Raw genomic sequence first — 25,908 nt, 5'->3', positions numbered from 1 at the left:
CTCTTACGTGGTTGCCTACCGCTCTAAGTTCTCCACTTCCCAATGTTCGAAACCCAGTTTCATCGTCGCAAGCGTTGTGACGACTCTTCAGCGTGTGTGCGCAAGTATTCGTGAAGAACAGGCATCTGACAGATGCTGTGCTATTCTTGTCGGAGTTTGATCAAGGGACAGACCATGGGTGATTATGAGTTCTCATCCGACTTGTAAACTTGCTTGCCGAATTTGTAGAACAATGCGGGCGTGACAAGCTGGTCGAGAATGGTTGATGTGAGCATGCCGCCGAAGACAACCAGCGCGAGGGGACAGAGGATTTCCTTTCCCGTCTGCCCTGCTCCGAAGAGGAGAGGCAAGAGGCCGATGAAACTGGTCATGGCGGTCATCATGACAGGGGCGAGGCGTTCGAGGCTGCCGCGGATGATCATCGATTCGCTGAAGGACTCGCCCTCGTGCTTCATGAGGTGAATGTAGTGAGAGATCATCATGATCCCATTGCGGCTGACGATGCCGATGAGGGTGATGAAGCCCACCCAGTGAGCCAGCGAAAGAGTGGTTGAGCTGATCCAGATATGAGGCCATTCCCACCAGGATGCGGTCGCGAGGGTCGACCATTCAGGGCGATTGACGATGAGCAAAGTCATGACGGAACCGAAAGCTGCCAGAGGAACATTGGCTAGAACCTGCAGGGCAGCTTGCCACGATTCGAGAGCTTTGCAGAGAAGAAGGAAGACGCCGATGAGGCTCAGCGTACCAAGCAGGATGAGTCGTCGGCTGGCGTCCTGCTGGGCTTGGAACTGGCCGCTGTATTCGATGTGGTAGCTGCCGGGGAGGTCTCGGAGATTCGTTTCGACGGGGACGAGGGCCGCCTTGATGTCGTTGACGACGCTGGTGAGGTCCCTGTCCTGAACATTGCAGAAGACGACGATGCGCCTTTGGACATGTTCACGGTTCAGCGTATTGGGGCCGGTGGTGTCGAGAACTTCGGCGACTTGACCTAAGGCAACGCGTCGTTTGGACGGTGTCTCGATGATGGTCTGCTGAATGACGTCAGGATCATTGCGAGAGGCTTCGTCGAACCAGACGACCATGCTGAAGTAGCGGTCTTCGTCGAGGACCTGCGAGACGACGCGTCCTTTGTAGGCTGTCTCCAGAAGAGCAGCGACATCGCCAGGAGCAAGGCCGTAGCGAGCGGCCTCTTCGCGTTTGACGTTGAGGCGGACCTGTGAGATTTCGACCTGAGGTTCGATCTGGAGATCGACGACGCCGGGGATCGCCTGCATTTTCTCCTGGATGTCGTAGGCAGACGTACGGAGTTCGCGCAGGTCCTGTCCGAATACTTTGACGGCGATCTGGGCACGGATGCCGGACATCATGTGATCGAGGCGGTGGGAGATCGGTTGGCCGATGTTGACTGCGGCGCCGGGGATACTCGAAATGCGGTCACGGACATCAGAGATGACCTCCTCGCGTGGACGGCCAATGGTGTCGAAGGACCACAAATGGGCGATGGGGATGAGACGCAAGGAGGAATAGAACCAGCCTTTGCGCGGAACCTGATGAGCTGCGAGCTGGACGTCGATCTCGGAGGAGTTGACTCCTTCAGCGTGTTCATCGAGTTCTGCGCGACCTGTTCGACGGGAGACAGACATCACTTCGGGAACATCGAGAATGAGGTGTTCGACTCGCGATGCGATGCGCTGACTTTCGTCGAGACTCGTGCCGGGTTCCATGCGGAGACTGATTGTCAGGGTGCCTTCGTTGAAAGGAGGCAGGAACTCTCCCCCCATCCAGAAAATGCTCGTACAGGAAATGACGACCATCACGGCGACGAGGCTGAGGACAAGAGTCGCGTGTCGAAGCGTATATCTGAGTAGGAGGGTATCGGCGCGTTTGAGCCATCGGAGAAGGATCGGGTCAGCACGTTCTTGAAGTCGCGTGCCACGGGATAACAAGAGAGAGCCGAAGACCGGAGTGAAGGTCAATGAAACGACGAGCGAACAGAGCAGAGAGATGATGTAGGCCAGGCCGAGTGGGGCAAACATGCGACCTTCGAGTCCCGACATCGAGAAAAGGGGGAACATGACGAGAATGACGATGAGGGTTGCGAAAACAATGGAATTGCGGACTTCGCTGGAGGCTTCATAGACGACTGTCAGGGTGGGTCGCTGCTGGTCGAGTGGGAGGAGACGATTTTCCTTGAGTCGCCGGTAGATGTTCTCGATATCGACGATGGAATCATCAACGAGGTCGCCGATGGCAACCGCGATGCCGCCCAGAGTCATGGTGTTGATGGTGATGTTAAAGAAGTCAAAGACGAGAATTGTGAGCAAGATCGAGAGGGGCATGGAGGTAAGCGAACTGATGCTCGTTCGGAAATTGCCCATGAGGAGGAAGAGGATCACGACCACCCAGAGGGCGCCATCGCGGATCGCTTCGAGGACATTGTCGACAGCGGCTTCGATGAAGTCGGCCTGTTTGAAGATGCGCCGTTCGATGACGATATCAGGTGGAAGTTCCTGCTGAAGAGAATCGAGAATCTCTTCGATACGCTGGTCAAGTGCGAGTGTATCAGCGTCGGGTTGTTTTTGGACGGTGAGGATGACGGATGGACCGCCGCTAAGTTCGGTTTTGTAGGCGTCAGGATTCGAAGCAGCAGAGTTCACGTCGTGATGGAGTTTGACCCATGTGCTGCCGTCTCCACGTTTGACAGGCCCACCAAAACGGACATCAGCGACGTCCTTGATGCGGACCGGGACGGGTTCACGCCAGAGGACGGGGGTGTCTTCGATTTCTTCGAGAGTCAGGCTTTGGCCGCTGATGCGGAGGAGTGATTCCCTGGCGTCGCGAACCATGACACCTCCGCCTGCCAGGACGTTGGCTTTGCTGGCGGCTTGGGTCAATTGATCGAGGGTGACGTCCTGAAAGGCAAGTCGAGAAGGTGAGGTGATGATCTGATACTGCTTGAGAACTCCTCCCATCACTGTGACCTGCGAGACACCTTCTGCGGCGAGGAGGCGGTTGCGCAGAGTGAACTCGCCGAGGGTGCGGAGTTCCATCGCTTTGTTGAGTCGCTCTTCCTCGGACTTGAATTCCGACGTCGAGCGAAGTCCCAGCAGCATGATCTCGCCCATGATGGAGGAGATGGGAGCCATCACAGGATTGACGTCGGAAGGAAGTTGCTCGCGAGCCAGTTGAAGCCGTTCGGAAACGATTTGTCGGTCCTGAAAAATGTCGGTGCCCCAGTCGAATTCGACCCAGACAATCGAGAGGCCGATACCCGATGACGAACGGACGCGCTGCACGCCGGTCGCGCCGTTGAGAAGGTATTCGATGGGGCGGGTGACGAGAACTTCGACTTCTTCCGGCGCGAGGCCGGAGGCTTCTGTCATGATTGTTACGGTGGGGCGATTGAGGTCCGGAAAAACGTCGACCGGCATTTCCCGCAACTTGATCGCGCCCCCGACCATCAGAGTCACCGAGACAATCAGAACGAGAGCCCGGTTCTTGAGCGAAGCGAGGATAAGCCAGTTGAGCATGACGTCTTGTTTCTTACCTCAAGGCCGAGTACGCAGTTTGCAGATGGGAGACACCCTGGATCGCGACCTCCTCGCCGAGAGCCAGCCCTGCTTTAATTTCGATGAAGCGATCATCTGATCGTCCCGTCTGGACGCTTCGTCGTTCAAAGGTTCCATCGGCTTTGTGGACGAAGACGTAGCTGCGACGACCATCGCGGACGAGAGCAGAGATCGGCAAAGCAGGTGTCGGGGAAAGATGATCGGTTGTCAAAACAACGCTGGAGAGTATGCCGTTTCGAAGTTCGTTCGCGGGGAACTCGTTGAACTCGATCCAGACGGATTGCGTGCGGTTGTCAGCTCCGACAATCGAACCTAGTCGAGACAGCTTGCCTTCTGCTTCAAATCCAGGATGAGAGATGAGACGGATCCGGGCAGGCTGTCCAATTTGTACCAGTGAGGTATCGCTCTCTCGCACGAAGGCCTGGACGCGTGCCTGAGAGAGATCATGGATTTCGAACAAAGGTTCGTTGGCGTTGATGACCTGGCCAAGGATGCGATCGAAACTGACGACAGTCCCATCGGAGGGAGCTCGGACGGGGAGAGCGGCCATGACCTGGCGAGTATCGAGGACGCGATCGATGTCGTTGCTGGTGAGGCCTTGGGTGAGAAGCTGTTGTCGAAGGTTCGTTGACTGAATGTTAAGGGCGTTGACCTGATTTTGTAGTTCGAGAAGGTTACGCCGCGAGACAGCGTCTTTTGCAGCCTGGAGGCGATGGAGTGTGCCGGTTTGTAAATCGAGTTCGAGCTTGGTGGCGAGGAGTTCGAGTTGAAGGTTTTGCAGATCGAGGCTGGCGATCTCGGCGAGAACGTCACCTTTCTTGACCGTTTGGCCACGGTCGATATGGATCGCGCGAATACTGCCATTGAGTTGAGACGACGCGGACGTGCGCAGTTGCGGAGGGATTTCGACGACGCCATCGAGTCGCAATGTTTGTTCGACGGTTTGCTCTTTGAACGCAGCGAGTTGCAGGTTGATGGAGTTCGCAGTTGAGGGACTCAGACGCAGAACACCGAGGTAGAACAGGCTGGAGAGTTCGTGTCCGCCTCGGGTGACGACTCGGTCGCCAGGATAGACGTCGCTGGACTTGATCTCGACGAGGGTGCTGGTCTGCCAGCCGATGACGACGGGCTTCTTACGGTACTCAGATGTCTCCTTTGTAGAAGTTTCTTCGACGAAGACATAACGCTCGGCACCGTCACTGAAAACAGCGTTACGGGGAATGACAGTCTTGCTGGGGCTATCGTCGAGAAGTATTTCCGCATTGGCATTCATCCCTGGGAGAATGTCAGGTGGTCCTGCGATGTTGGTGACTTTCGCCCAGGCTGTCCCTTGCTGGGTTTGTGAGTCGATTAAGAGACTGACGTGGTCAATGATGGCTTTGTAGGGTTGATGGGGATTCGACATGAAAGAGATGTTGAGAGTCTGATTTTTCCGAACGCGGTGTAAATCCTGCTCAAGGATATCGACGACAACCCAGACCTGAGAGGCATCGACGATTTCGAAGAGGTGTTCGGTCGACTCGACGAATTTACCGACAGCGACATCGGCATGAATAATGGTGCCGCTGATCGGGCTGTAAATCGGGAGCAAGACAACCGCATCCTGATCACTGTTTGTTTCGAGATCTGTCGTCGTGATTGCCAACGCCTCGGCTTTGGCTTTGAGGACACTGAGTCGGTTTTGATTTTGTAGGTGAGTGTTTTTGGCCTCGATGAAACGCTGGCCGGGAAGAGCTTCGCCGAAGGAAGCCGACTGGAGGAGCTCGAGCAATTGACTGGAAAGTGACAAGTCATTTTCCGCTTTCTGGTACTCCGATTGAAGATTGCGGAGTTCGATGCACTCGACTTCAGCGAGCTTTTGACCTGCTTGAACTCGGTCGCCAGGTTGAACGGCCAAGTTGACGATGCGTCCAGGGAGTTGAGAAGAAACGAACGCATGCTGATTCCAGGGAGCGACAGTGCGGGCATAGGCGCGCATGGATTGAGACATGGAATCGGATTTGACTTCGACCGTTTGAACATCGAGAAGATTACGAGCGGAACGGCTGAGAGTCAGGTGGCCAGTTTTGACATCGACCTCGACACCTTTGGTCGGCAAAGGCTGGTGTCCTTCATGAGCCAGAGCGGACAAGCATGCCGTCGCCCAGAACAGAAGAACTGTTGCTCGCAGGAGACGGGTTTGCATGGTTGGTGCTCTGGGTGATGAAAGACGACAGGATTTTGAAACGGGAAACGGAAGGACGAAGCTCCGTCCGAGACGCTGTCACTCGTAGCAACTGTTCTTTAATTCGATAGCGATCGATGTTGTGCAGAGAATCGAGAGAGGCGAGGCCGTTACAGTCCGTTTCACTGTTGACATTTCGCGATGCAATGAAGCGGCTCGAACGGAGTCTCGCACTCCCGATAACAGTCACTGACTACTGCTTTGGTTTCACTTTCGCTTTGAGTTCGGCGAGAGCTTTCAGAGTCTTGTCTGGATCGGAAAGAGCCCTGCCCTGGCAGCCTTTGCAGCACAGGAAGACGGGCTGATCCTTGATCATGACTTTGAGAGGAGTTCCCATCGAGCCGAGACGGTTACTGGTCGCGACCGCACAAAAGATTTGTTCTTCGGCGAGGACCTGATCAGCGGCAGGGAGTTCTGCGACAGCAGCGACGGCGACTTTGATCTGCTCGGTCTTTTTCAGTGCCACAGCAGTGTCTTTCAAAGCTGCTTTTTCGCAGCCTTTGCAGCAGACGTAGACCGGCTTGTCGTCGACGAGGATTTTGATCGGGATGCCTTTGGCGCCGAGACGAACGGTGGTCATAAATGGGCAGTAACGCTGTGTTTCCACTTCTTTGCGCTCGCCTTCCGAGAGCTTCTCGAGGTTAGTTTTGATTTTGTCTTCGAGAGTCTGTGCAACTGGTTGTTCAGACGAGGCTGCTTTTTCGTCAGCGGGAAGCTGGCCGACGAGCATGAAGAGAGCAGCGAGTAAGGCGGTTGTGGTGAGTGTGGCTTTCATGGCGATTCCTTGTGAAAAGTGAACACGAGATACTGAAATTCGAACAGTGACTGCAGATTACTTGGCTGCTTCAGCAGCGGCTTTGGCTTTGAGTTCAGCGACGCTGGCGAGTGTGGCTTTGGGATCTTCTTTGGCAGGCTCTTCGCAGCCTTCGCAGCAGATGAAGACAGGCTGGTCTTCGATGATCAGTTTGATCGGTGTGCCCATGGAGCCGAGGGGTTCTCCCGTAACGGCGCAGTATTTCTGCGCAAGGGCGAGAGCGCGATCTTCTTCGCTGAGCTTCGCGAGGCCTTCTTGCTCTGTCTTGCCTTCTGCTGGTGTCTGCTGAACAGGTTGAGTGGGCGGCTTTGCGGCTTCACAGCCTGTCAACGTGAGTGAGGCTGTGATCACCACAGCGATAAATTTCGATGTCATAGGTATTCCTTGAAATGTGGTCGTTGATAAGTGTCGATGAAGCGAAACTGTTACTCAGATTTCTTGACGTAATCGCCAGGAGGCAGGACATCATCAGGAGATGTCTTGGCCATTTTGACGAATTCGTCGACGCAGGGTGGACAGCAGAATTCGTACGGTTTGCCACCGACGATCCAGGTGAACTGGGGATTGGCTTTTGTCATTGTGACGGGGCAAATCTTATCGCCGGGCTGAGGAGACATGTCGTGTGAGGACATCATCCCTTCGAACTTAATGGAGGCCGTCGTGTTGCCATTGGCGAGGATATCCGCCTCCGTATATTTCCCGCCCGGAGTGAGGTAAAGCTGGCGTTCTTCCTCGTCAGCGACCTTTGCGGGCATGCCTTCGTTGTGAGGCTTCGATGCGGACTGGAAGCCCATGCGGAAGCGTTCGCCGGAAATCGAAATATTGGGGATCGTGACGTCAAGCTGTTGACCAGTCATCCCTTCAGGAAGGGCGCCGACGAACTGCGAAGTACGGTTCGGCTGATCCCCATCCTGCGGTTCAGGTGAAAGCGTGAAAGGCTGCGAATCGGAATCGCCAGCAAGTCGGACGAAGCCTTTGAGAGTTTGATTTTCGACGTCTATGACGCGCGATTCGTCGTTGCCGAGCATGTAAAGACGCAGAACATTGCCTTTTTCGAACACGGCCTCGGCGTGGTAACTGTCACGTCCGAGTGAGATCATGATCCCGCCGTGGTCGCCTGCTTTGTGGCCGTGTTCGGAAGAGTCGTCTGTCGTTAATGCTGAGACGACAGTCGCTGAGGGGATTGCAGCATTGTCCGGGGCTGCGTCGGTTGTTGCTGGTTGGGTTGGTGTGGATTCGCTTTGCTGTTGATTGCAACCCGCAATGAACAAGGCGATGGTCGCGAAAGCCAATCCGGTTTTGGATGAGAGAGATGCCGACATGGGAACTCCAGAGATTTATCGAAGACGCATCGTGCGTGTTGATGATGGATGACGGTCAGAATCGGCGTGACGCATCGGACCATGCGATTGAGGATCGCGTGGAGAATGGACGCAGTGACGCAAAGCGTTGAGTTTCTAGTGCGAACTCAACGACAGTTCAGAGCAAGTAAAGAGGGAGCAGACCGACAAGATTGTGAGTCGAGTCCGCAAAAATGGCGATCAGCAGCGCCAAGAGCAGTAAACGACGCGCAGATCGCGTCCGGAGCGATGGAGGGGTTCAAACGAGCCGTCCGGGGACAATCGCAATGTCGGTGTCGTGACATCAAAAGTCATCGGAGATGTCAGTAACGCATGCAGATTCAGCAAAAAGTTTTGTGACCATTCTGCTGTGACAACTGTCTGTTCAGGAACAACAGCTTCGCAAGACGCTTTCTCGCATTGGCAGCGTTTCGGAGCAGGCTCATCTGATGACTCAGTCGGAGCTTTCGTTTCACAACATGGACTGGCCGAGGAGTGGCAGCAACTGGGCCGAGAGGGAGTCTCTTCCGTTTTGGTTCCGACTAGAGAAGCGAATTCCTGCGAGGCGCGTGCAATCGTGCAACAACACGGAGCAGCGCCCGTGATGGCGATCAGCAGCAGATAACTCGCAAGAAGATATCGAAACATGAATTGAACCAGAGTCCGATAGAAGTCGGTAGGGCGTACCGCATTCTACGAACTCAAACGGGAACTGTCATCGCCTGTTTTTGAAAATCGGCTGAGTGGTGCTGATATTTCATTGGATCGACGGAATACGATGAAGTATCGCACCTCTCAGGAGGTCAAAAGATCGTTTGCGAGTCTATGTCAGTACAAGAAGTTTCTTCGGCTGCCCCGCCCGACTCGGCTGCCTGGATGAGAGGCGAGATGGCGTCTGGCATTTTGTGTCTTCCAGAACCGGGGATCGCCTTCTGAGCTCGAACAAAACTGGTCGCATAGTTTCGGCAGCAACAGAGTTACTCTGTTCGCGTGACAGTTGAATGGTCGTTCGTCTTACAGAACTGCTCTCTCATTCTACCGAGCGATTTCTGATAATGGGCTCGGAGAATCCCTAAGTCAGATTCCATGGCGAGCCAGCTGAATCCCATGTCGACGAAGTGACGAATATCATCATCTCCCCGGATTAATAGCCCGGATTTTTTTCCAAAGCGGTTTGCCGCTACAGCGACTTGCTCCAGGCACTTTGAGAAGCTTTCCATGTGACTTTCAGGATGGGCTTTGAGGTCCCACTGTAAATCAGCAGGACCAACAAACAGGACGTCGACGCCATCGACCGCAGCGATCTGTTCCGCAATAAGAACTGCCTGAACTGTTTCGATTTGAGCAATCAACAGGGGAGCAGACGGCCCATCGTTGCCCGGAAACGGCCTGTTTCCATAACCATAAGCGCGAACCGAGCGTGAGACGCCGCGGTGTCCCAATGGCGGGTAACGCATGGCCTGGACGCAATCTCTGGCTGCTTGTGCGGTTTCGACATGTGGGACCATGATCCCTGCTGCTCCCCAGTCAAGCAGACGTGCCATCAGATCGGGATAAGCTGCCCCGACGCGGACAATGGGAAGGGTGTGACTTCCTCGAAATCCACGCAACTGATTCAGAACATCAGCTTCCGTTCCACTCCCGTGTTCGAGATCAATTAACAGCCAATCGAAACCTGCATCGGCGGCCAGTTCTGTGACGACAGGCGAGGCACTTGAAATCCAGCTTCCCAGAGAAATTGTTCGATCCGGTTGGCCTGTCATAGAGTTCCTATCTCCGCGTCTGAAATCAAGCCATCAAGGACACGGAAGATCCTTGCTCGAGTTTGCTGAACCAGATCAGCTCCAGTCATTCCGGACCCGAAAAGAAAGAAGCTGTCGGTCCGATCGAAATAACCTGCCCCAACTCGAATCACCGCTTTGACGATCATGTTGCGAAGCAGATGCAGCCAGAATCGTCTGCCGTATTCTTGCGGAAGTCGCTGGATGGACTGGTATCCAAGAATCGCATTGGAAATGACAGGGCCATCATGAAAACATCCCAGAAGTGAGAGATCGTCCATCTCGTCTGCTGAGACGGAGTCATCCCAATCGATGTAGGCGACGATGCCCTGCTGCGTCCCAAGAATGTTCCAGAAGGCAAGGTCTTTGTGGACCAGACAACCTGACGTCAGCGAAAGCAGATCCTCATGACTGTCCACTGCGTTGGTAATGGCGAGGACTTCGGCTGAAGAGAGAAACTGTTTTTGCGCGAGATAATCGAGATGTTTATGCCAGTTTAGAAAGAAGTAGTCTCTGTAGCTTTCGTGATAGCCTTTCAGGTGTTTGTGATATCGAATCTCATGCGGATCGAAATGACCGAAGCCAGTCACAGGAACCGTCTGCCACCTCGCGATGGCGGTTCCAATCTCATAGGCAACGTTGAGAGGATTGAGGCGTCCTTGTTTGTATTCTTCATTCAAATCGTGGAAGGGGACCAGGTCCATCATCTGCCAGGCAAACGGAACACGTTCGCGCGAGACATCGACGCGGTGGACTTTGGGTGTCGGAACACCGCGTTGTCGCACGCAATCCATGACATGTGATTCGACTTCCAGGTGTTGATCTCGCTCGGGGCCGTTCTCAACTCGAATAAAGCAGCGTTGGTGATCAATCGTTGCTTCCCAGGTGAGATGGTTCCCCTGCCCTCGCCCATGACGAAGATCAATAACCGCCCCTGGATACTCTTCACCCAGCAGGCGCCGAAGTTCTGGCTCGATCAAAGAGCTATCTCGCTCCCTTTGAGTACCGTGAAAAGCCGCTGGACGATCGCATTTCCAGTAGTAGATCCCGCGACGTCCGAGTGTCGAAGTCGTTGGCAATGAGATCAGCGTCATGTGGAAAGTCCTTCCGTGGTTGCTTCCAGACTGCTGGCCTGCATGAGCGACTGCTCAACAACCTGCTTGTCATCAGCAGCAGATTTGCTCTGACGCCACCAGGCGGCGAGAAGGCTGCCCATCAGATTTTGAATGAGGGCACTGAAGACCGCTGGCAGGGTCGCCAGAGGATGGGCTGCGAAATGGTTTCTCGCCATCACGGCAGCCATCCCGCCGTTTTGCATTCCGACTTCGATGGAGATCGTTCTCGCGATTCGTTCTGAATGCCCGGTTATCCTTGAGACAACGTATCCGACGATGAATCCAAAGATATGTAGCAAAGTCACCGCGATCGCGACCCTCAGTGCATGAGCCGCCCACAGGTCGACGCTCGACGATACGATCCCTCCGGTGATCAGGCAGATCGCGATCACAGAAAGAATCGGGCCAAGCCAGGAAACTCGCTGAACGGCCTTCGGAAAACGCCAGTTCAGAAACACACCGACCATGACCGGCATGACGATGATTAAGAATGTCGAGATACAAAGCCCAATGGCATCGACTGCCACAAATTGCCCAGCCAGAAGCTGACACCACATGGGTGTGAAAATGAATGCCAGAAATGTTGAGACCATCGTGACAACAACTGATAGCGCAACGTCCGCACCAGCCAGGTAAGCAATCACGTTCGATGCAGTCCCCCCTGGACAGCTACCCAGCAGGATCAGACCGACAGCCAATCCCGGTTCGAGCTGCAGGACATTTGCAAGAATCCAGGCCAGGATTGGCATCGTCGTGTACTGCAAACCAAATCCGAATGTGACGCTCCCTGGCATTTGAAGCAGCCGACGAAAGTCATCAACGGTCAGTGTCATCCCCATGCCGAGCATGACAACCATCAACGCCCCGGAAATCAAATTGCCATGAAACCAGATCAGTGTCTGTGGCCAGAAGAATGCAACGAGTGTCGTTAACAGCATCCAGACTGGATAGAGATCGGTAAAGCGTTTGAGCATAATTCGTTCGCAGGCATCAGAAAATGTGTTCGACTCTCAACGACGCGAGTGCGCGACGTTTGTTTATTTACTCTTTTTCTCTTTCAGCGGCTTACTGATCAACATCTTAAGCCTGGAATTTGGACTGACGAGTTTCCCGGCCTTGATGTCCTCTTCTGTAAATCTCGCCAGAAGGATCTCGCCATCGGTCGCACGGTTTCGATCGTAAGAAATGAAGAGTGTCCCATCTGGTGCCTGGAAACCATCGGGATAAGAAACACCTTTGCGTTCATCCAGCACGAGACCTCCGGACCATGTTTTGCCATCGTCGTCTGACAGCCATGCCGAGAGTTGAACCCGACCTTCATGTTGATCAATCTTGTCGCCATGCTTGATGAGCAGGATTTTTCCAGAGGCCAGGCGTCGAATGTGAAAACGGGCAGCGGGTTGTTTGACTGCTGAAAGCGCAGGGGCTGTCCAGACTTTCCCGCCATCGACGGACGCCGTTTCCATGATGCCGTTTCTTGTTCTCGCGAGCATCCACAGCGAGCCATCGTTCCTTTCGACAACCATGTGCTCATGCCAGTCCGGTTCTGGATACGAGACCTTGCCTCGTTGCTCCCAGGTTTTTCCTTGATCTTTCGAGACAAAGACATGTGCACCACGCAGCGGATCCAGTTCTGCAAAACATCCTTTGAATGGGCCAAATCCAGGCGACTGGTTCAACGATACTGGTAACATCCACTCACCTGTCGATAACACCGTCGGCTTGTTGAGCGTCACGCCGTGCCAGATTCTCTGCGGCTGTGACCAGGTTGGTGAATCGGAATCCGGGTTCTCGCAGACACTCGCCCAGACACCAGCCCGGCCATCGAACATGTGCATGGACTGATCGAAAATCAGCCACAATCGTCCAAGTGGATCTGTCCAGAGATTGCCCACGAGAATGCTGCGAGGTTGAGCATGCAACGGGGAATGCGTATCAACGACGAGCTTTGGCTTTGACCAGTTTTCACCGTTGTCGTCGCTCGTTGCCAGGACAAAATACGCATCCGGACTATCACCACCCGCCACCCAGCAGGCCCACAACCGTCCCTTGGGGGTTCGCTCGATCCCGATCGTCATGCCATAATCGAGTTGATCGTAATCATACTTTGGCAGCGGTGACGTTTTGAGAGTAGGCGGGATCAATGCCAGATCCGCAACCGCTTCCATGGTCTTGATTTCCTCCTGACGAATCTGGTCGGGGGTCATCAATGTGAACCGCTGGACTTTCTCGTTGGTACGCTGATCAAACAGTGAAACAGGCTCACTGCCATGAACGCTGCTGGACACAGCCAGTCCCGTACTCACCAGAACGAGTGAGAATGCAACCAGACGACTCGAAGAAAAACACCGCATGAATTTACCTGCTTATCTATGATGGACCGACGTTGAATATGCAGCATGAAATAGACTTACTCACTCGAGCGCTCCGCGCCCAACCGTATCAATGGTCCCGGGATACCCTGGTCCTCCCGCTGCCACATAACCCTCACTTCGTCCCGTTTTATCCGGGCTGATCCAGAATGAATATAGCGAGCCGTTTGTCAGCTCGAAGCGAAATTGCACGGGCTTTCCGTGTAACGATGTCAGATCTGTAGCACCCTTCCATGTGACAGCTTGCAGTGTCGTATCTCCAGAAACTTCCTGACAGTTTTCAAACGTGAAGGGGGCAATCTCCTGGCCTTCCTCATCAACTGCAGCCACGCGGAGTTTACCATTCGGGGCGCTGACGTTGACAAAAAGATGCTTCCCTTCAAAAGTGACCGGACGCGTTGTGAGAGTTCCCGTTGCTTCGACGGCATCGAGGGAGGCAAAGCCATCGCGTCGAAGTGTTGCCAGTCCGACACTGGCTCCCGTATACATACCGCGTGCACCAGAAGGCGAGGAGCCGCTATATCCGGTATACGGAAAGACGAGCTTGTCTCCCACGACGGCAAAGACTCCAGCCGTACTGTGTAAGTAAGCGCGATCCCACGCTCCTTCCTGACGTGAACCGCGAATGAACCCAGAACGATCAGGTCGATGCCAGTGAAATCCATCGCGACTGAAGCCGAGTTCGAGATCCGTCAGCTTGGGAAACTTTCCCTGATCGCATAGCCCATTATTGGGACCGCGATGAATATAATGAATCCCAATCATCAAGCTTTCGTATGCGACCGCATTCAAGCTGTAGAGTTGCGGAGCTTCACCGGGATGCGGATAACTGCCTGTCTGCTCAGGGCGATCAAGCTTGTCTGCATTCGTCCAATAAACGGAATCAGACCAATCCCCTTTCATGAACTCGCGACTCTCTGAGTAGTATCGACTTCGTCCACGAGGCCCGTCCCGCTTGACACTATAGGCCCAGACCTTGCGAAATGGATTGTAGAAGAACGAGCAGTAATCCCCGGCATGTCCCACCGAAACGGGCTCACTCCAGGTAAGACCATCTGCAGAAGTCGTGACTTGATGTCCCGGCTTGCCACGATCCGTCAGAAATTTGAGTCTTTCATCTGGCTTCTTCGCATTGAGATCCAGCCACAGACAGTTGTCGCCGCCAACGGATTGGATTCCCTTCGGTAACAGGATATTGGTCCCTTCAGAATTCAGTTGAGGACGCTGCCAGTTCACCAGATCCCGACTCGTCGCCAGCGCCAGTCCGCCACGCCATCCAGCGGTATAGAACATCTTGAAATGCTGTTCACTCGGGTCGTAGAAAACGCCACCATGTCCGAGATAACAAACGGCTTGCTGACCGCGCTCTCCTATTGAGGAAGACGCGAGTTCCTCAGCCGTCTCGGCGTGAAAGACGGGATTCTCCGTATACTTCTCTGCGTTGTGAAACGTGCGAACCAGATCCGTCGATTCGATCAGAAAGTCATCCACAAACAACTGCCTGCCCCGATTGATCGGAAGAACTTTCGGCGGATGCTCTAAGTAGGGAACCGGCATTGGTTCTGTTGATTTTGGATCAAGGTGAATTGGTGGCCAAGTCGACGGCAGCACGATTCCGTTTTCCAGACGCTCGCCATCATTCTGGTTCCAGTCGGGAGCAGCGAGGACAGACGCCTCTCGAATTCCCACGAGGACTGCAAACTTACTGAGAGACAGCTTCTCTCCTTTTACGACATTCTTCTGGTAGATCGAAACTCTCTCAAAATCATGGGGACCAAACAGCTGGAAATTGTCGGGGTCAGGAACCTGGACGTACCCTGCCCTCTCCAGCGTTACCCCCTGGAACTTCGTCGCAGGATGCTTTACATACGGAACGAGAACAGTCAACTTGCCGTCAGCAGTCACGACGAACTCTGTGCGCTCGATGCTACCGCGGACGAACGCCTGATCCCTCAGCGAGTCTGGAATTTCCAAGGCTCGGTAATCGCGATCGGAAAACAGCAGAACACCCGGCTTGAGCACGTCAACTTCGGGTTGAATCCCTTTCAGTCGAACTGAAGCACCGGAATCAGATACTGCAGGACGTTCGGAGGCACTGACACTTGCCAATGCAAATAATGCGGCTGCGAGATAAAGTGAACTGATTTTTGATAATCGGAACATGAAGCATCTCCTCCAGTCACAAAAGGACTCTTGATCTACTTCAACTCGAATGTGAAGTCGTTCGGGGAGTCTTTTTCCACCTTCGCTGATAACCCGCTCTTGGCAGGCATTCCATACTTTTCAGGAATAGCTGATGTCATTGGTACTGAGACTTCATTTCCCGTTTTGGCGTCAGTTGTGGCGACGACATTGCCGACAGCCTTGAATGCCTGAATCGTCACTTTATGCTCTCCCAGCAGGGCGCCAGGTTGACCCTGCGTTACGAGAGTAAACCGCCCTTCACTATCCGTCGTCCCGACTCCAATAGGGCCAGCCAGCGGAGTGAAGATGACACTAGCCGAAGGGAGTGGCTTTCCCTGGTAAGTGACGATTCCTTTCGCCTGGGCTGTCTCCGGCATATCTGACTTTGCACACCCGATCAGACATCCTGTCAGCACGACAAATATTAAACGTCTACAAACTTTCATGATCTGTTCCCATCTGGAAGAGTCATCAAGATCTCAAGCAACGCAGTTCGAAAGAGAGGTCTGCCAGCAAGCTTAGAAGTCACCGATCACTTGGCCATCGGATCGACCGCCAAGTCGCTGATAAGTTCCTGCATGGTCAATATTTTCGCTTAGAAACCGGACTGAGCCGTCCGCCAGGAGAAATTGGCTCCCGCCCTTATGATTGGACCGGAATCCATGTGAGAAGTTCCATGCTGACTCTGGATATGCGTTCCCGGCGTCATGTGTTGCACACGTTTGATAGCTTGTCCTTCTGTTTGGGCCCATCACAGTACAGGGCGTGCAGTCGTTGATGGGAGTAATGGTCGTCGCATCCGCGTTGCAGATCGATTGGCAGCTTGACCAGCTGCCGCGATCCATGTTCACATCACGGCTATCAATACACGTCGGAATAACTTCTCCGACTGCAATGGTATTGGACAACCCATCATTGATGTCTGCAAATCGAATCAATGCCCCACGACGTGAGATGATTCCCGAGATATTTTTCTTCTCGCTGCTGGTTCCCCAATCGGTTGTCTTTTCAGCATAGATTTCAAATGGCGAGCAGCCTGGTACCCCGGTATGACGATTGGAAGAGGCTCTTTGTGAACCCAACGAAGCCCCGTAATTCCCTAACGCCCAGGTATTTCTCACACTCCCCCACGAATCCGAAGGACATGTCGCGCCAGGAATGGCAACCTGCCGAAACTGCCGGCCATCGGCGAGAATCTGAAAACGAACGTCGCGGTGCCGGGCAGGTGAGGTCGAATAACTGGACGCTGGCAATTGTCCTGCCATATCGAGCTGATCGTACAAAGCCGCCTGTTCGAGAAACGGAAGAATACGGACCTGCCAGCTGACTCGAGGATAGCTGTCATCCGCGCCAGTCCCGCCGAGCGGCAATGTCCCTGTCACGTCATGATAGTTGTGGAGAGCGATGCCGAACTGCTTGAGATTGTTCTTGCATTGTGTTCGTCTCGCCGCCTCACGCGCCTGCTGAACTGCCGGCAAAAGAATAGCTACCAAAGTCGCAATAATAGCAATGACAACAAGTAACTCGATCAGTGTGAACCCATTTGGGCATTCGGAAGGTCGCACGCGACAAAACGCAGGTGATTTGCCAGACAGACGATTGCGAGACGTGAATCGGAACATGTTGGACTCCAGTAGTCAGCACGAACGAGAAAAGATCAAACAACTGGTATACCAGATTAAAACAATGCATCAACACTCGTTCAAGTGTAATGTCCTGTTCTAAGGGGCTTTTTCTCAAATTGACCAAAATCTCTGCTTTCTGTCGACAATTTCCGATTTCGCATGCTCATGCCATCACGTAAACTGGAGTGTCACTTTTGCCCATCCGAACCAGTCAAGACGGACAATGCCGTGCAAACTACCTCTGAACCAGAGCCAATCGCGCTGAGTCAACTCGCCTATTCCCGTATCCGAAATATGCTTCGTGATGGCAAGATTTCAACAGGCATGAAGATCTCGGAAGGGAAGCTCGCAAAAGAACTGGGCTTCAGTCGAACGCCCGTGCGGGATGCGATCCGCCGACTCCAGAACGAGGGGCTGGTGTACCAGGTTCCTCAAAGCGGGACTTATGTTTCCAGACCCGGACGACGCGAAATTGCTGAGATCTATGATGTCCGCCTGGCCTTGGAATGCCGGGCCATAGAGCGAACTGCCATGCGGATCAGTCACGAACACCTGGATCAACTCTCGCAGTTTTACCAGACAATGTTCCGTTACGTGGCTGAGTTTCGCGACTCCAAACAGACAATTCTGACCGGAGAACCGCTCAGTGGCTTCCTCAAAGCTGATTTGGAGTTTCACCTTGTCATCTTCGAAGCAGCAGACAACCACATTGCAACAAAGATCTACAATGATGTCCAAATGCGAAATCGAGCCTTCGGCGACCAAAGCCATCACCGCGACCTGCGACACCTGACATCGGTTCTCACCGCTCATGCAAACATCCTCACTGCCCTTCAGAATCAGGATGCAGTGGAAGCCCGGAAATTCATGGCGTCGCATATCGAAGACAGCCTGCGCGACGCCCTCACCACCTTTGACCAGATCCCTCGCAACATTTAACAATGCTTTGGAAAGGTCTTCACAGAGGAATTGCTGGCCCTACCCTATTGGTGACAGTTTTCACCAGATCTCGTTTGTCGTTGAGTTCGATCAATGTGCGTTAGGATCCATTCCAGAGTGCGTAGGTGTTCGCGTTACGAACTAGTTCGAAATGATCTCGCAATTAGCGAGTAGCCGTGATGCCCTGCTGTCGACTCGCGGATTCCCCAATCGAGTAACTCTGCGATGGCTTTGGTGACGTGAGATTCTGGATGTCTTTTCGAATCGTCCATCACGATGATTGAGTCATCGTGAGTCATCTTTTCGATCTGACGCAAGACTCCCATGCGGCCGTAGTTGCCTGAAGGGCCGTCAAGCAGAATCAGGTCGTACGGTTGTGACGGAGGTGTCCAGTCGTACCAAAGTGGATTGCCCACGAGTTGACTCGGGACGACAATATTTCTGCAATCAGGAAAGGTCCCGATGAGGTGCGCGATCCACTTGGGATCATTTTCAAGACTGGTATGCAGACAGTCTGCATTCACAAAAAGCTTGGTAGAGAGTCCGCAACCTGCTTCTAACGTCTTCATGCCTGGTTTGAGGAACTGCGAGATGCTTGCCCAGACTTGCCCCGGGAGGGCCCATTTCAAATCAGCACCTGATTGACGCCATTGATCAGCAAGGGCTGCAAATTCAGGATAGACATGAGTGGCGTCAATCTGCTCACCAGGAAATGAATCTGAGAATCGTCGCTCCAGCTTGCCCTTCAATTTGGGGTACATGATTGACACATGACCGATGTGCTGAGACAGGCTGGGGCTATGGGTGTAGACCTTCAGATTTGCTCGTTGACACCATTCGCCAACAGCACCATCAATGTGATGAAGTCCATCGCCGCGAAAATGTTGAGACTTGGGAGCAGCACGACGGTGGTTCACGGTCCATGGATGAGCCAGAAATTCAAAGACTCTTTCTCGCGGAAACGCCAACGCCTGGGCGCTGGCCATCCCATAACCGCCGGGCATGGTATGAAAACCGAAAGGGCCGTTGTTACAGGTCGGGCAAAATAGAGAAAGCACACCACAGTCTTCTGGAAGGTCCCAGTGTTCCACATAACTCCGAACCTCGCGGCTGAACACGACATCGTCCTGAACGATGAGATAGAGATCTGCATTCGGATCTCTTGCGGCAAGTTCCGTCACAGCCAGCCAGAAGTTGGGCCATCCACCGATGCGAGGCGAGCGTTGTGTTGATTCGTAGCCAACAGGAATCGAAAGGTCGCCATCAGCAAAGATGCGTGGTTGAGGAAATCCGGCGGACTTGAGACTTTCCAGGGTGCGGGTCAACGTGTCTTCGCCGCGCTGTGCCACGGTGACGCCGACCGACCAGCTCGAGATCTTCATGGGAGCCTTGATGACGTGATGAGTGGATTGTAGTGCCTATCGGCTTGAGTCATGGACTCTTAGTTTTCTGGGTATCGTCAGCGAATGGCTTTACGGAGCACTTTGTGCGGTGCGTTGGATGTCGGACGCCGTTGGCGTTCTCGCCCTTGAAATAATGCTTCTGCCACTCCGAGCCACGGTCATCTCGACTGTTGAAGTTCGACCGGCTGACCCGCCAGGCGTTGAACTGTTGGAGGAGTTCAGGGTCGCTGTGAATGGGCAGTCGTTTTGGTGACATCTGTTCGATCAGAGACAGATCGTAAGGCTGGACGAAGCAGATGGGTTCACCTTTTTGAAAAGTCACAAGGCGTCTGGGGGTGGTGATTTTCCAGTTCATGGTGAAGGTTGCTATTGCCCAGTCGGTCTCGACGAAACCTTCCAGTGGCCAGCAGTATTCTTTAAAGTGATTCGGAGCACCGCGTACCAGCAGGCCGATTCCTGGCGGAGTGCGGAACAGAAACGGAATTGTAAAGGTGATGATCCCGCTGCCGAAATGCGACGTGACAATATGATTGACGTTCACGTCGGGTGTTGCACACTGAATGCTGATGCCGGTCTGGTAGGACGGCGTCCCGTCCCAAAGAACAGCAAGATCGGCCGGACATCCGATTACCCACCCTGCCTGATTAGCCATGAGCAGAGGAAGACACCGTTCTGCGAAGGCATTAGGAGTGGCTTTCATCCAGTCACGACTGATCTCCGCAGGCGAGAGAGACCAGTGCTCAGTGGGGGCAACTTCAAAGGCAGTGAGGTGCATGGGGTGGGTGTCGCTCAAGTGAAAAACTCTCGTCTCGTGAGCATGGCAATCACCTGTTGATTTTTCATCTGACAGCTTTGTGATAGCAGCCATTTCTGTAAATGTTAGCGGTCAACACTCGTCTTCTTGTGGAGTCAAGCGTAAGGGTTCGGCTGATGTGTAAAAGTAACTGGTATGACGAATGATGGTTGCCCATTTGGCGGATTGACTTCAACAGAATCAATTCCTTGATAAGTCTCCTCTGGCGGGTCTGCACATATCACTTCGATAACGGCGGAACGAGAGTCAGGAATGTGATCGGCGAGTTGGTAGTTTGTCAAAGCCACAGTGTAAGAATGCAGCTTCTTTCGAAGCAGTTCGCGCCGTTCGTTGATGTCCCTGGTAATACCTGCATCCGTGATGACGAGAACTGTCCCCGCAATATTCATGTCGATCTTGTTGACTTCTTCCAGCATTTTGTCTCCTTGGGCTTTGTCAGTTTGGATTGAGCTGATCAGGATTTTGCTTTGGTGAGAACGCAATAGATGATCTGAGGCCGGCTGTCTCAGGATTTTTCAAATGTTATGAGGGCGAACCGGATCGCCCCATCGCTTCGGTGATGGTGTGATAGCAATCTCTCGACGTCATTCGATATCTAATGCGCTCTTTGTGCCCAATACTGTCATGCAAGCTCTGATTTCTGGCTATCAAGCCGATAGTGTCTACTATCTGAAGTTACTTCTGTAATAATGGTACGAATGCAACTCCCTTAAACGGGTTCCGTTGAAACCTCGCCTGAAGCTCTTGTGATGCAAAGATTCGTAGCGGATACTCAGGAATCGAGAAGAATCGATATTTCGGAGCGGTTGAAGTAAATGCAAAAGCATTGATGGTCATAATCTCTGAAGGATTGGATTTATAGTACAACAAATTTGATCTGTCTCGGTCGAGACAATCCACGAGCTGATTTCTTCTTAGGAAATAATAGACCGATGCATTCAGAAAAACGGGTAAAAACGAGTAGTATTCGAACTCGTCATCATCCCACGAATCAATAAAATCTGCAGAGAACATTCCTCCCATTCCCCCATCCAAGTAGCCATGCCATTTGTCGTATGATTTGCTTTTGATAGAAATGTGTAGAGGGACGTAGTTCTCCAAAGGGAGGTCACCGACAATTACTGCAGATGCTTCTTCCCAGTCGATGGATGAATTTGTGGGTGTACTGAAATTGATTTCTGGGCGTTTTTCCTCGGTAGAATGAATGAGCTCAAAAAACATTAATTGTTTCTCTTTTAGATTTTAATTTTGTAAGCGAACACGGGCATCACCATTCAAGAGCAGTTCTCGAATGAACTCGAGCTTCTCGATCGCTTCTGCCTTATTCTTTGATTTTGAAAGCTCTTGAATAACGAACGTAGTGTAAGTTTTCAAATGTCGACCGGTATGCTTGTGGGCAACACGACCAGCATAATCAGCCCCAGGAAGGAAAACTCCGTTTTCGACACCATTCAAGTCAATCCCCCAGCTTTGCAATCGCTTTCCAAGTTTTGAATCGCGAAGAACATAGGGAAAGATATGATGCGCCTGGGCCGCCACCGGATAGGTGGGCGACATGCTCGCGGAAAGGTTTTTGCGAAGGATTTCACGCGCTTGACTCCCGGTGAGATTCGCCACCATTCGAATCTTCGCAAGTGAGGCGAAACCTGAGGGGGCGATCATCGATGGCTCGATCTCCAGCCGATACTTCCCAAACGTCTCCAGCTTGCCCAGCATGTCGATCTGGCTAGCCGAAACCGTAACGCCCATCAAACGTAAAAGCGTCACAGAGGCGTGAATGCCCTGGCCAGATGAAAGCTGTCCTCCGCTTTGCTGAAGTGACTGATACAGTTGATAACTTTCGATCGAGGCATCGACGGCATCGTAAATGCCATTCATCGCCGCGAGTGTGGTTACCGCGGTCGCCCCAGCCTTGAAGACTTTCGCGAAGACAAGAGACGTTAAGAGAACGTCAGCAATTCCACTCCTGATCGCGCCGGTCGTGTTACCTTGCAAATAGGAATCAAGCGTCGCACCGCCGGGCAGGAGTCCCAGCAAGAATTCATTCACGAATAACTGCGTCTGCTGAGCAGCGATCGTTTGAGGATCGTTAACGAAAATATCAGCAGCGGACTGTCGACTAAAAGTGGCTGGTGTCACCCCGACGAGTTGATAGTGGGAAGGAACGTAAGTGGTGCTTCCTCCCGTATACGGGTTGTAAGCAGTCTCAGCTCTGTAAACCAGTTTGAGAACGAGATGCCCAAGTGGCGTGGTCACGACGACGGCGTCGTCATATTGGACGACCATTCTCTCATTGATCGCAAGGCTTCCCTGCTCGGCGAGCAGAGTATCAATGCGGCTCAAGGGAATACTGCTGGGATCAAAATCACCGATCTCGAACTCGACTCCCGCCTCTTCACTTTCATTGGCGACCGTGACGGTGGAAAATATCTTGCCGCCCTCTGGGGTGGTGATGACGATATTTAACAGGTCCGATTCGCCGAACGCATAGGGCGCGGCCTGGGTCAGTTTGATCTGACCGGTCTGCGGATCGATGGTATATCGACCAGCGTTGGGATCGTTCCCGCCATCGAGTTGATGTTCGAATTGAAAGGTGACATCGGCGTTACTTGCGGGCTCCTCGATCCTGCCGATAACATCTCCGACTTGTCTGCCATGCCGGTCAAAATGCTTGTAAGCTGTTCCATGAATAACGAAATAAATCGTTCCATTGGCAGATAGTCCATCACTATCGGTGACTCGATATTCAATTTCGAGCTGCCCTGTCGTTCGATTATAGGCAGGGTGAGCTGTCGTCAGATAACCATCCACGATCAGATGTCCAACCCCGCCTCGAGACTCAATGCGAAAAGGCGCATCTTCTGTCAGAATCTCGTAGGTCAGGCTGTATTGATCGTCGAAATCCTGGTCACGCGCGTTGATGGTTCGTAATTCGTACATCTCATAGGTTCCCTCAACGAGAGAATATGAGTGATCGGCAGTTGTCGGCGCTTCATTCACATCGTTGATATGGATGATAACAGTCGCGTTTGCATTCGCAGTGTTGTTAACAGCAATCACAGAGACTTCCCAATAGGCAAAATCTTCGTAATTTAAAATATCGGACCAACTTAAAATGTTTCCATATTCAGTATTCTTGAAAATGTATCCTTCACTATCAATAGAAAATGGACCGGTGGTGTATCCAGGTGTATTTCCCTCATGGGAAAATGCCCTCGCAGACCCGAGGGCAAACTCCGTGGCATTGCTGGCATCTACCCTTCCAATTTTATAACCACCCAATGAGTGGTCATTGTCATCCTGCCACCAGACGTTCTCGTCCACCGAGAACTCTTCATCGTTGATGGAGGGTGGAGGTGGTGGGGACGGAGGTTCGTCGGGGCCACCTGGATCGCCGGGGCCTCCTGGTGGGGGAGGCGGTGGTGATGGTGGTTCGCCGGGTCCTCCTGGGGGAGGCGGCGGTGGTGGTGATGGCGGTTCACCGGGACCTCCTGGAGGTGGAGGAGATGTTGGTTCTCCTGGAGGGGGAGGAGGGGATGTGGGGTCGCCGGGGTCTTCCTCGCCCGGTTCTTCGCCACCTCCGTCGCCTGGATCTTCGCCGCCAGGTGGTTGGTCGCCACCTTCGTCTCCGGTACCAGGGCTGTCCGGATCGTCATCACCTGGATCATCTCCGTCGCCGGTGCCTTCGTTGTCTCCCCCTCCCCCTTCGCCTTCATCTTCTCCACCCTCTCCGTCGCCCCCTTCTCCGTCCCCGTCGCCTCCTTCACCCCCGTCCCCTCCATTGCCGTCATCATCACCGGGAGGATCTGTTCCGTTGTTGGGCTCTTCTTCGTTGCAGACTTCGCATTCGCAATCTTCTTCTTCGCAGTCCTCTTCACATTCGCATTCTTCCTCTTCCTCTTCCTCTTCCTCTTCTTCTTCACCATCGCCCGTGCTCGTGGGTGGCCCGACTGGCGGTTCGGGCTCTTCAGGGAATTCCGTTTCACCCGTTCCGGTCCCTGTGCCCGTCCCGCTGCCTCCATCTCCAGAACCTGAGCCAGTCCCTTCCGGCGAAGGAGGAGATGTTGGGGGTGAAGGAGGAGATGTTGGTGAAGGAGGGGCCGGTGGTGTGGCTGTCGCGCTTCCTTAGTCACCACTGCCTGAACTCATAGACTCTCCCGACCCGCTGCCCGAGCCAGAATTGACCGATGACATCGGGCTGAGTGGCGGCTCTGGTGGTTGTTCAATAACAGGAGGGGCTGCGAATTCATCCTCAGGAGAAGTGGCAGACAGCAACTGGCGTGTCTCTAATTGAGCCATCCGATGATGAAGGCGCTGACTTTCGCGGAGCCTGCGGCTGAGGCTATGCCGTGAGAAAGCGCGCAGCGGTATCCACAGAAAGTTCAGGTAATCTTTCCGCATGGAGATGGCCCGTATCGAGTTGAGAAGCGTGAGAAGTGAGCGCAGGAATTGGAATGAAAGAGATTGAAATAAGTTCACATCACTCTGTCAATCCAAAAATCTAAAAACTCATTCCCACTGGATTGCTGTACGAGGGCCGCTCAACAATTCCTCGGAAGCAGAACAGCAGATCGCTCCCAATTCTTTATTGCCAAACTGTTGCGAGTAAGCATGCAGTCAGTCGTTTGCTCTGGTTCTAATAAGCTAGTGAGGGCGTGATCATCATTTAGCAGAGACGGCTAGTCCTGCAGTTTCAGCAATGATTTCGAAGGAGCGCAGGCGTTTTTGAGGGTCGAAGACGTCGGAAACGATCATCAACTCGTCGGCGTTGGTTCGTTTGAGTAATGCCCTCATTCCGTGGTAAACGGTCTTGTGGCTGCCGACGATGCTGCAGTCCAGCATCTGTGACACCTGTATTTTCTCCTGGGGTGTCCAATACGTCTCGATGTCATCAATAGGGGGCTGCATGAGAGCGCGTGCCCCTCGGAACATGCCGGTGAAGGATATTTGTTGCGATGTCGCGAGATGGTGTGCTTCGGCGTCGGTGTCTGCTGCGATGATATTCACGCCGACCAGCGCATATGGTTTGGACAGTTGTGCTGAGGGCTTGAATTGCTCGCGGTAGATTTTTAGCGCCTGGTCTAAAGCCTGCGGGGCGAAATGCGATGCAAATCCGTAGGGAAGTCCTAGTCGGGCGGCAAGCTGTGCACCGAACAGGCTTGAGCCGAGAATCCAAAGCGGGACTTGAGTGCCAGATCCCGGTACGGCTTCGATCCGCTGGTTGGGTTTGGCGGGGGCGAGGAAGGCTTGCAGTTCCTCGACGTCGTCCGGGAAGTTGTCGGAGTTGTTGGGATCGCGTCGGAGTGCTAAGAGCGTCAGCTGATCGGTTCCTGGCGCACGTCCGAGGCCGAGATCGATGCGACCTGGAAACAGTGTTTCCAGTGTGCCGAACTGTTCTGCGATCACATAGGGTGCATGGTTGGGCAACATGATTCCGCCGGCCCCGACGCGGATTGTCTGCGTGCCCGCTGCGATGTGCGCGATCACGAGCGACGTCGCCGCTGTGGTCACTGTGGGCATGTTGTGATGCTCAGCGACCCACAAACGTTTGTAGCCCCAGTTCTCTGCGTGTTGGGCGAGGGTTCTCGCATCGTCGAGGGCAGCACGACGATCCGAACCTTGCCTGACTCGTCCCAGTTCTAGAATTGAAAGTTCAACCACTATGTTTCTTTCCGTCTCTTCCGCTCATCAGTATCCAAGTCGTAACGGAGTAGAGTCGAAAAAG

Annotated in this window: 20 protein-coding genes; 1 reads left to right on the top strand and 19 read right to left on the bottom strand. The window is 53.3% G+C overall.

Annotation, left to right across the window (positions count from 1 at the left end; translation table 11 throughout):
- Positions 1–182: 182 nt before the first annotated feature.
- From SH248x_RS11085 to SH248x_RS11030, 12 genes are all read right to left on the bottom strand, one after another.
- Positions 183–3,533 (bottom strand): efflux RND transporter permease subunit, encoded by a 3,351-nt coding sequence (locus SH248x_RS11085; RefSeq protein ID WP_459554337.1) that lies wholly within the window; start codon positions 3,531–3,533, stop codon positions 183–185.
- Positions 3,534–3,546: 13 nt separating this feature from the next.
- The gene (locus SH248x_RS11080) at positions 3,547–5,757 is read right to left on the bottom strand and encodes an efflux RND transporter periplasmic adaptor subunit (protein WP_459554336.1); all 2,211 of its coding nucleotides are present in this window, start codon (positions 5,755–5,757) and stop codon (positions 3,547–3,549) included.
- A 232-nt stretch (positions 5,758–5,989) separates the two neighbouring features.
- Positions 5,990–6,571 carry a hypothetical protein gene (locus tag SH248x_RS11075; protein ID WP_459554335.1) on the bottom strand — a complete coding sequence of 194 codons (582 nt, stop codon included), beginning with the start codon at positions 6,569–6,571 and terminating at the stop codon, positions 5,990–5,992.
- Positions 6,572–6,628: 57 nt separating this feature from the next.
- Positions 6,629–6,985 carry a hypothetical protein gene (locus tag SH248x_RS11070; protein WP_459554334.1) on the bottom strand — a complete coding sequence of 119 codons (357 nt, stop codon included), beginning with the start codon at positions 6,983–6,985 and terminating at the stop codon, positions 6,629–6,631.
- A 50-nt stretch (positions 6,986–7,035) separates the two neighbouring features.
- Positions 7,036–7,932 carry a hypothetical protein gene (locus tag SH248x_RS11065; protein ID WP_459554333.1) on the bottom strand — a complete coding sequence of 299 codons (897 nt, stop codon included), beginning with the start codon at positions 7,930–7,932 and terminating at the stop codon, positions 7,036–7,038.
- A 995-nt stretch (positions 7,933–8,927) separates the two neighbouring features.
- Complete coding sequence (locus SH248x_RS11060; protein ID WP_459554332.1) at positions 8,928–9,713, bottom strand: HpcH/HpaI aldolase family protein; 786 nt, start codon at positions 9,711–9,713, stop codon at positions 8,928–8,930.
- Positions 9,710–10,825, bottom strand: a complete 1,116-nt coding sequence (locus SH248x_RS11055) for a phosphotransferase family protein (protein ID WP_459554331.1) — start codon at positions 10,823–10,825, stop codon at positions 9,710–9,712. The genes SH248x_RS11060 and SH248x_RS11055 overlap by 4 nt, the downstream gene beginning before the upstream one ends.
- Positions 10,822–11,820, bottom strand: a complete 999-nt coding sequence (locus tag SH248x_RS11050; RefSeq protein ID WP_459554330.1) for a bile acid:sodium symporter family protein — start codon at positions 11,818–11,820, stop codon at positions 10,822–10,824. The genes SH248x_RS11055 and SH248x_RS11050 overlap by 4 nt, the downstream gene beginning before the upstream one ends.
- A 63-nt stretch (positions 11,821–11,883) precedes the next feature.
- Positions 11,884–13,200 carry a sialidase family protein gene (locus SH248x_RS11045; protein ID WP_459554329.1) on the bottom strand — a complete coding sequence of 439 codons (1,317 nt, stop codon included), beginning with the start codon at positions 13,198–13,200 and terminating at the stop codon, positions 11,884–11,886.
- A 60-nt stretch (positions 13,201–13,260) separates the two neighbouring features.
- Positions 13,261–15,381 (bottom strand): glycosyl hydrolase family 32, encoded by a 2,121-nt coding sequence (locus SH248x_RS11040; RefSeq protein ID WP_459554328.1) that lies wholly within the window; start codon positions 15,379–15,381, stop codon positions 13,261–13,263.
- Positions 15,382–15,416: 35 nt separating this feature from the next.
- The gene (locus tag SH248x_RS11035) at positions 15,417–15,779 is read right to left on the bottom strand and encodes a hypothetical protein (protein ID WP_459554327.1); all 363 of its coding nucleotides are present in this window, start codon (positions 15,777–15,779) and stop codon (positions 15,417–15,419) included.
- Positions 15,780–15,920: 141 nt separating this feature from the next.
- A complete protein-coding gene (locus SH248x_RS11030) occupies positions 15,921–17,024 on the bottom strand; it encodes a DUF1559 family PulG-like putative transporter (protein WP_459554326.1) in 1,104 nt (367 codons plus the stop codon).
- Positions 17,025–17,255: 231 nt separating this feature from the next.
- Here SH248x_RS11030 and SH248x_RS11025 point away from each other — a divergent pair, with 231 nt between their 5' ends.
- Complete coding sequence (locus SH248x_RS11025) at positions 17,256–17,966, top strand: GntR family transcriptional regulator (protein WP_459554325.1); 711 nt, start codon at positions 17,256–17,258, stop codon at positions 17,964–17,966.
- Positions 17,967–18,100: 134 nt separating this feature from the next.
- Here the strand turns inward: SH248x_RS11025 and SH248x_RS11020 are convergent, their stop codons facing one another.
- From SH248x_RS11020 to SH248x_RS10990, 7 genes are all read right to left on the bottom strand, one after another.
- Positions 18,101–19,348: an O-methyltransferase gene (locus SH248x_RS11020; RefSeq protein WP_459554324.1), complete on the bottom strand. Its 1,248-nt coding sequence runs from the start codon at positions 19,346–19,348 to the stop codon at positions 18,101–18,103.
- 49 nt (positions 19,349–19,397) lie between these two features.
- A complete protein-coding gene (locus SH248x_RS11015) occupies positions 19,398–20,144 on the bottom strand; it encodes a DUF6065 family protein (protein WP_459554323.1) in 747 nt (248 codons plus the stop codon).
- 134 nt (positions 20,145–20,278) lie between these two features.
- On the bottom strand, positions 20,279–20,599 hold the full coding sequence (locus tag SH248x_RS11010) for a hypothetical protein (protein ID WP_459554322.1): 321 nt from the start codon (positions 20,597–20,599) through the stop codon (positions 20,279–20,281).
- 259 nt (positions 20,600–20,858) lie between these two features.
- A complete protein-coding gene (locus SH248x_RS11005; protein ID WP_459554321.1) occupies positions 20,859–21,404 on the bottom strand; it encodes a hypothetical protein in 546 nt (181 codons plus the stop codon).
- Between the two features lie 21 nt (positions 21,405–21,425).
- On the bottom strand, positions 21,426–23,507 hold the full coding sequence (locus tag SH248x_RS11000) for an AHH domain-containing protein (protein WP_459554320.1): 2,082 nt from the start codon (positions 23,505–23,507) through the stop codon (positions 21,426–21,428).
- The gene (locus SH248x_RS10995) at positions 23,438–24,109 is read right to left on the bottom strand and encodes a hypothetical protein (RefSeq protein ID WP_459554319.1); all 672 of its coding nucleotides are present in this window, start codon (positions 24,107–24,109) and stop codon (positions 23,438–23,440) included. Before SH248x_RS10995 ends, SH248x_RS11000 begins: the two co-directional genes overlap by 70 nt.
- Before the next feature lie 736 nt (positions 24,110–24,845).
- Positions 24,846–25,844 (bottom strand): LLM class flavin-dependent oxidoreductase, encoded by a 999-nt coding sequence (locus SH248x_RS10990; protein WP_459554318.1) that lies wholly within the window; start codon positions 25,842–25,844, stop codon positions 24,846–24,848.
- Between the last annotated feature and the right edge of the window lie 64 nt (positions 25,845–25,908).

The organism is Lacunimicrobium album, from assembly GCF_052161635.1.
Taxonomy (GTDB): Bacteria; Planctomycetota; Planctomycetia; order Planctomycetales; family Planctomycetaceae; genus SXPC01.
The sequence above is the reverse complement of the archived record's forward strand: the minus strand, read 5'-3'. Positions and strand labels throughout refer to the sequence as shown.

Coding starts and splice junctions, on each gene's coding strand:
- SH248x_RS11085 (WP_459554337.1), bottom strand. CDS start 3,533: ATGCTCAACTGGCTTATCCTCGCTTCGCTCAAGAACCGGGCTCTCGTT.
- SH248x_RS11080 (WP_459554336.1), bottom strand. CDS start 5,757: ATGCAAACCCGTCTCCTGCGAGCAACAGTTCTTCTGTTCTGGGCGACG.
- SH248x_RS11075 (WP_459554335.1), bottom strand. CDS start 6,571: ATGAAAGCCACACTCACCACAACCGCCTTACTCGCTGCTCTCTTCATG.
- SH248x_RS11070 (WP_459554334.1), bottom strand. CDS start 6,985: ATGACATCGAAATTTATCGCTGTGGTGATCACAGCCTCACTCACGTTG.
- SH248x_RS11065 (WP_459554333.1), bottom strand. CDS start 7,932: ATGTCGGCATCTCTCTCATCCAAAACCGGATTGGCTTTCGCGACCATC.
- SH248x_RS11060 (WP_459554332.1), bottom strand. CDS start 9,713: ATGACAGGCCAACCGGATCGAACAATTTCTCTGGGAAGCTGGATTTCA.
- SH248x_RS11055 (WP_459554331.1), bottom strand. CDS start 10,825: ATGACGCTGATCTCATTGCCAACGACTTCGACACTCGGACGTCGCGGG.
- SH248x_RS11050 (WP_459554330.1), bottom strand. CDS start 11,820: ATGCTCAAACGCTTTACCGATCTCTATCCAGTCTGGATGCTGTTAACG.
- SH248x_RS11045 (WP_459554329.1), bottom strand. CDS start 13,200: ATGCGGTGTTTTTCTTCGAGTCGTCTGGTTGCATTCTCACTCGTTCTG.
- SH248x_RS11040 (WP_459554328.1), bottom strand. CDS start 15,381: ATGTTCCGATTATCAAAAATCAGTTCACTTTATCTCGCAGCCGCATTA.
- SH248x_RS11035 (WP_459554327.1), bottom strand. CDS start 15,779: ATGCCGGAGACAGCCCAGGCGAAAGGAATCGTCACTTACCAGGGAAAG.
- SH248x_RS11030 (WP_459554326.1), bottom strand. CDS start 17,024: ATGTTCCGATTCACGTCTCGCAATCGTCTGTCTGGCAAATCACCTGCG.
- SH248x_RS11020 (WP_459554324.1), bottom strand. CDS start 19,348: ATGAAGATCTCGAGCTGGTCGGTCGGCGTCACCGTGGCACAGCGCGGC.
- SH248x_RS11015 (WP_459554323.1), bottom strand. CDS start 20,144: ATGCACCTCACTGCCTTTGAAGTTGCCCCCACTGAGCACTGGTCTCTC.
- SH248x_RS11010 (WP_459554322.1), bottom strand. CDS start 20,599: ATGCTGGAAGAAGTCAACAAGATCGACATGAATATTGCGGGGACAGTT.
- SH248x_RS11005 (WP_459554321.1), bottom strand. CDS start 21,404: ATGTTTTTTGAGCTCATTCATTCTACCGAGGAAAAACGCCCAGAAATC.
- SH248x_RS10995 (WP_459554319.1), bottom strand. CDS start 24,109: ATGGTGAAGAAGAAGAGGAAGAGGAAGAGGAAGAGGAAGAATGCGAAT.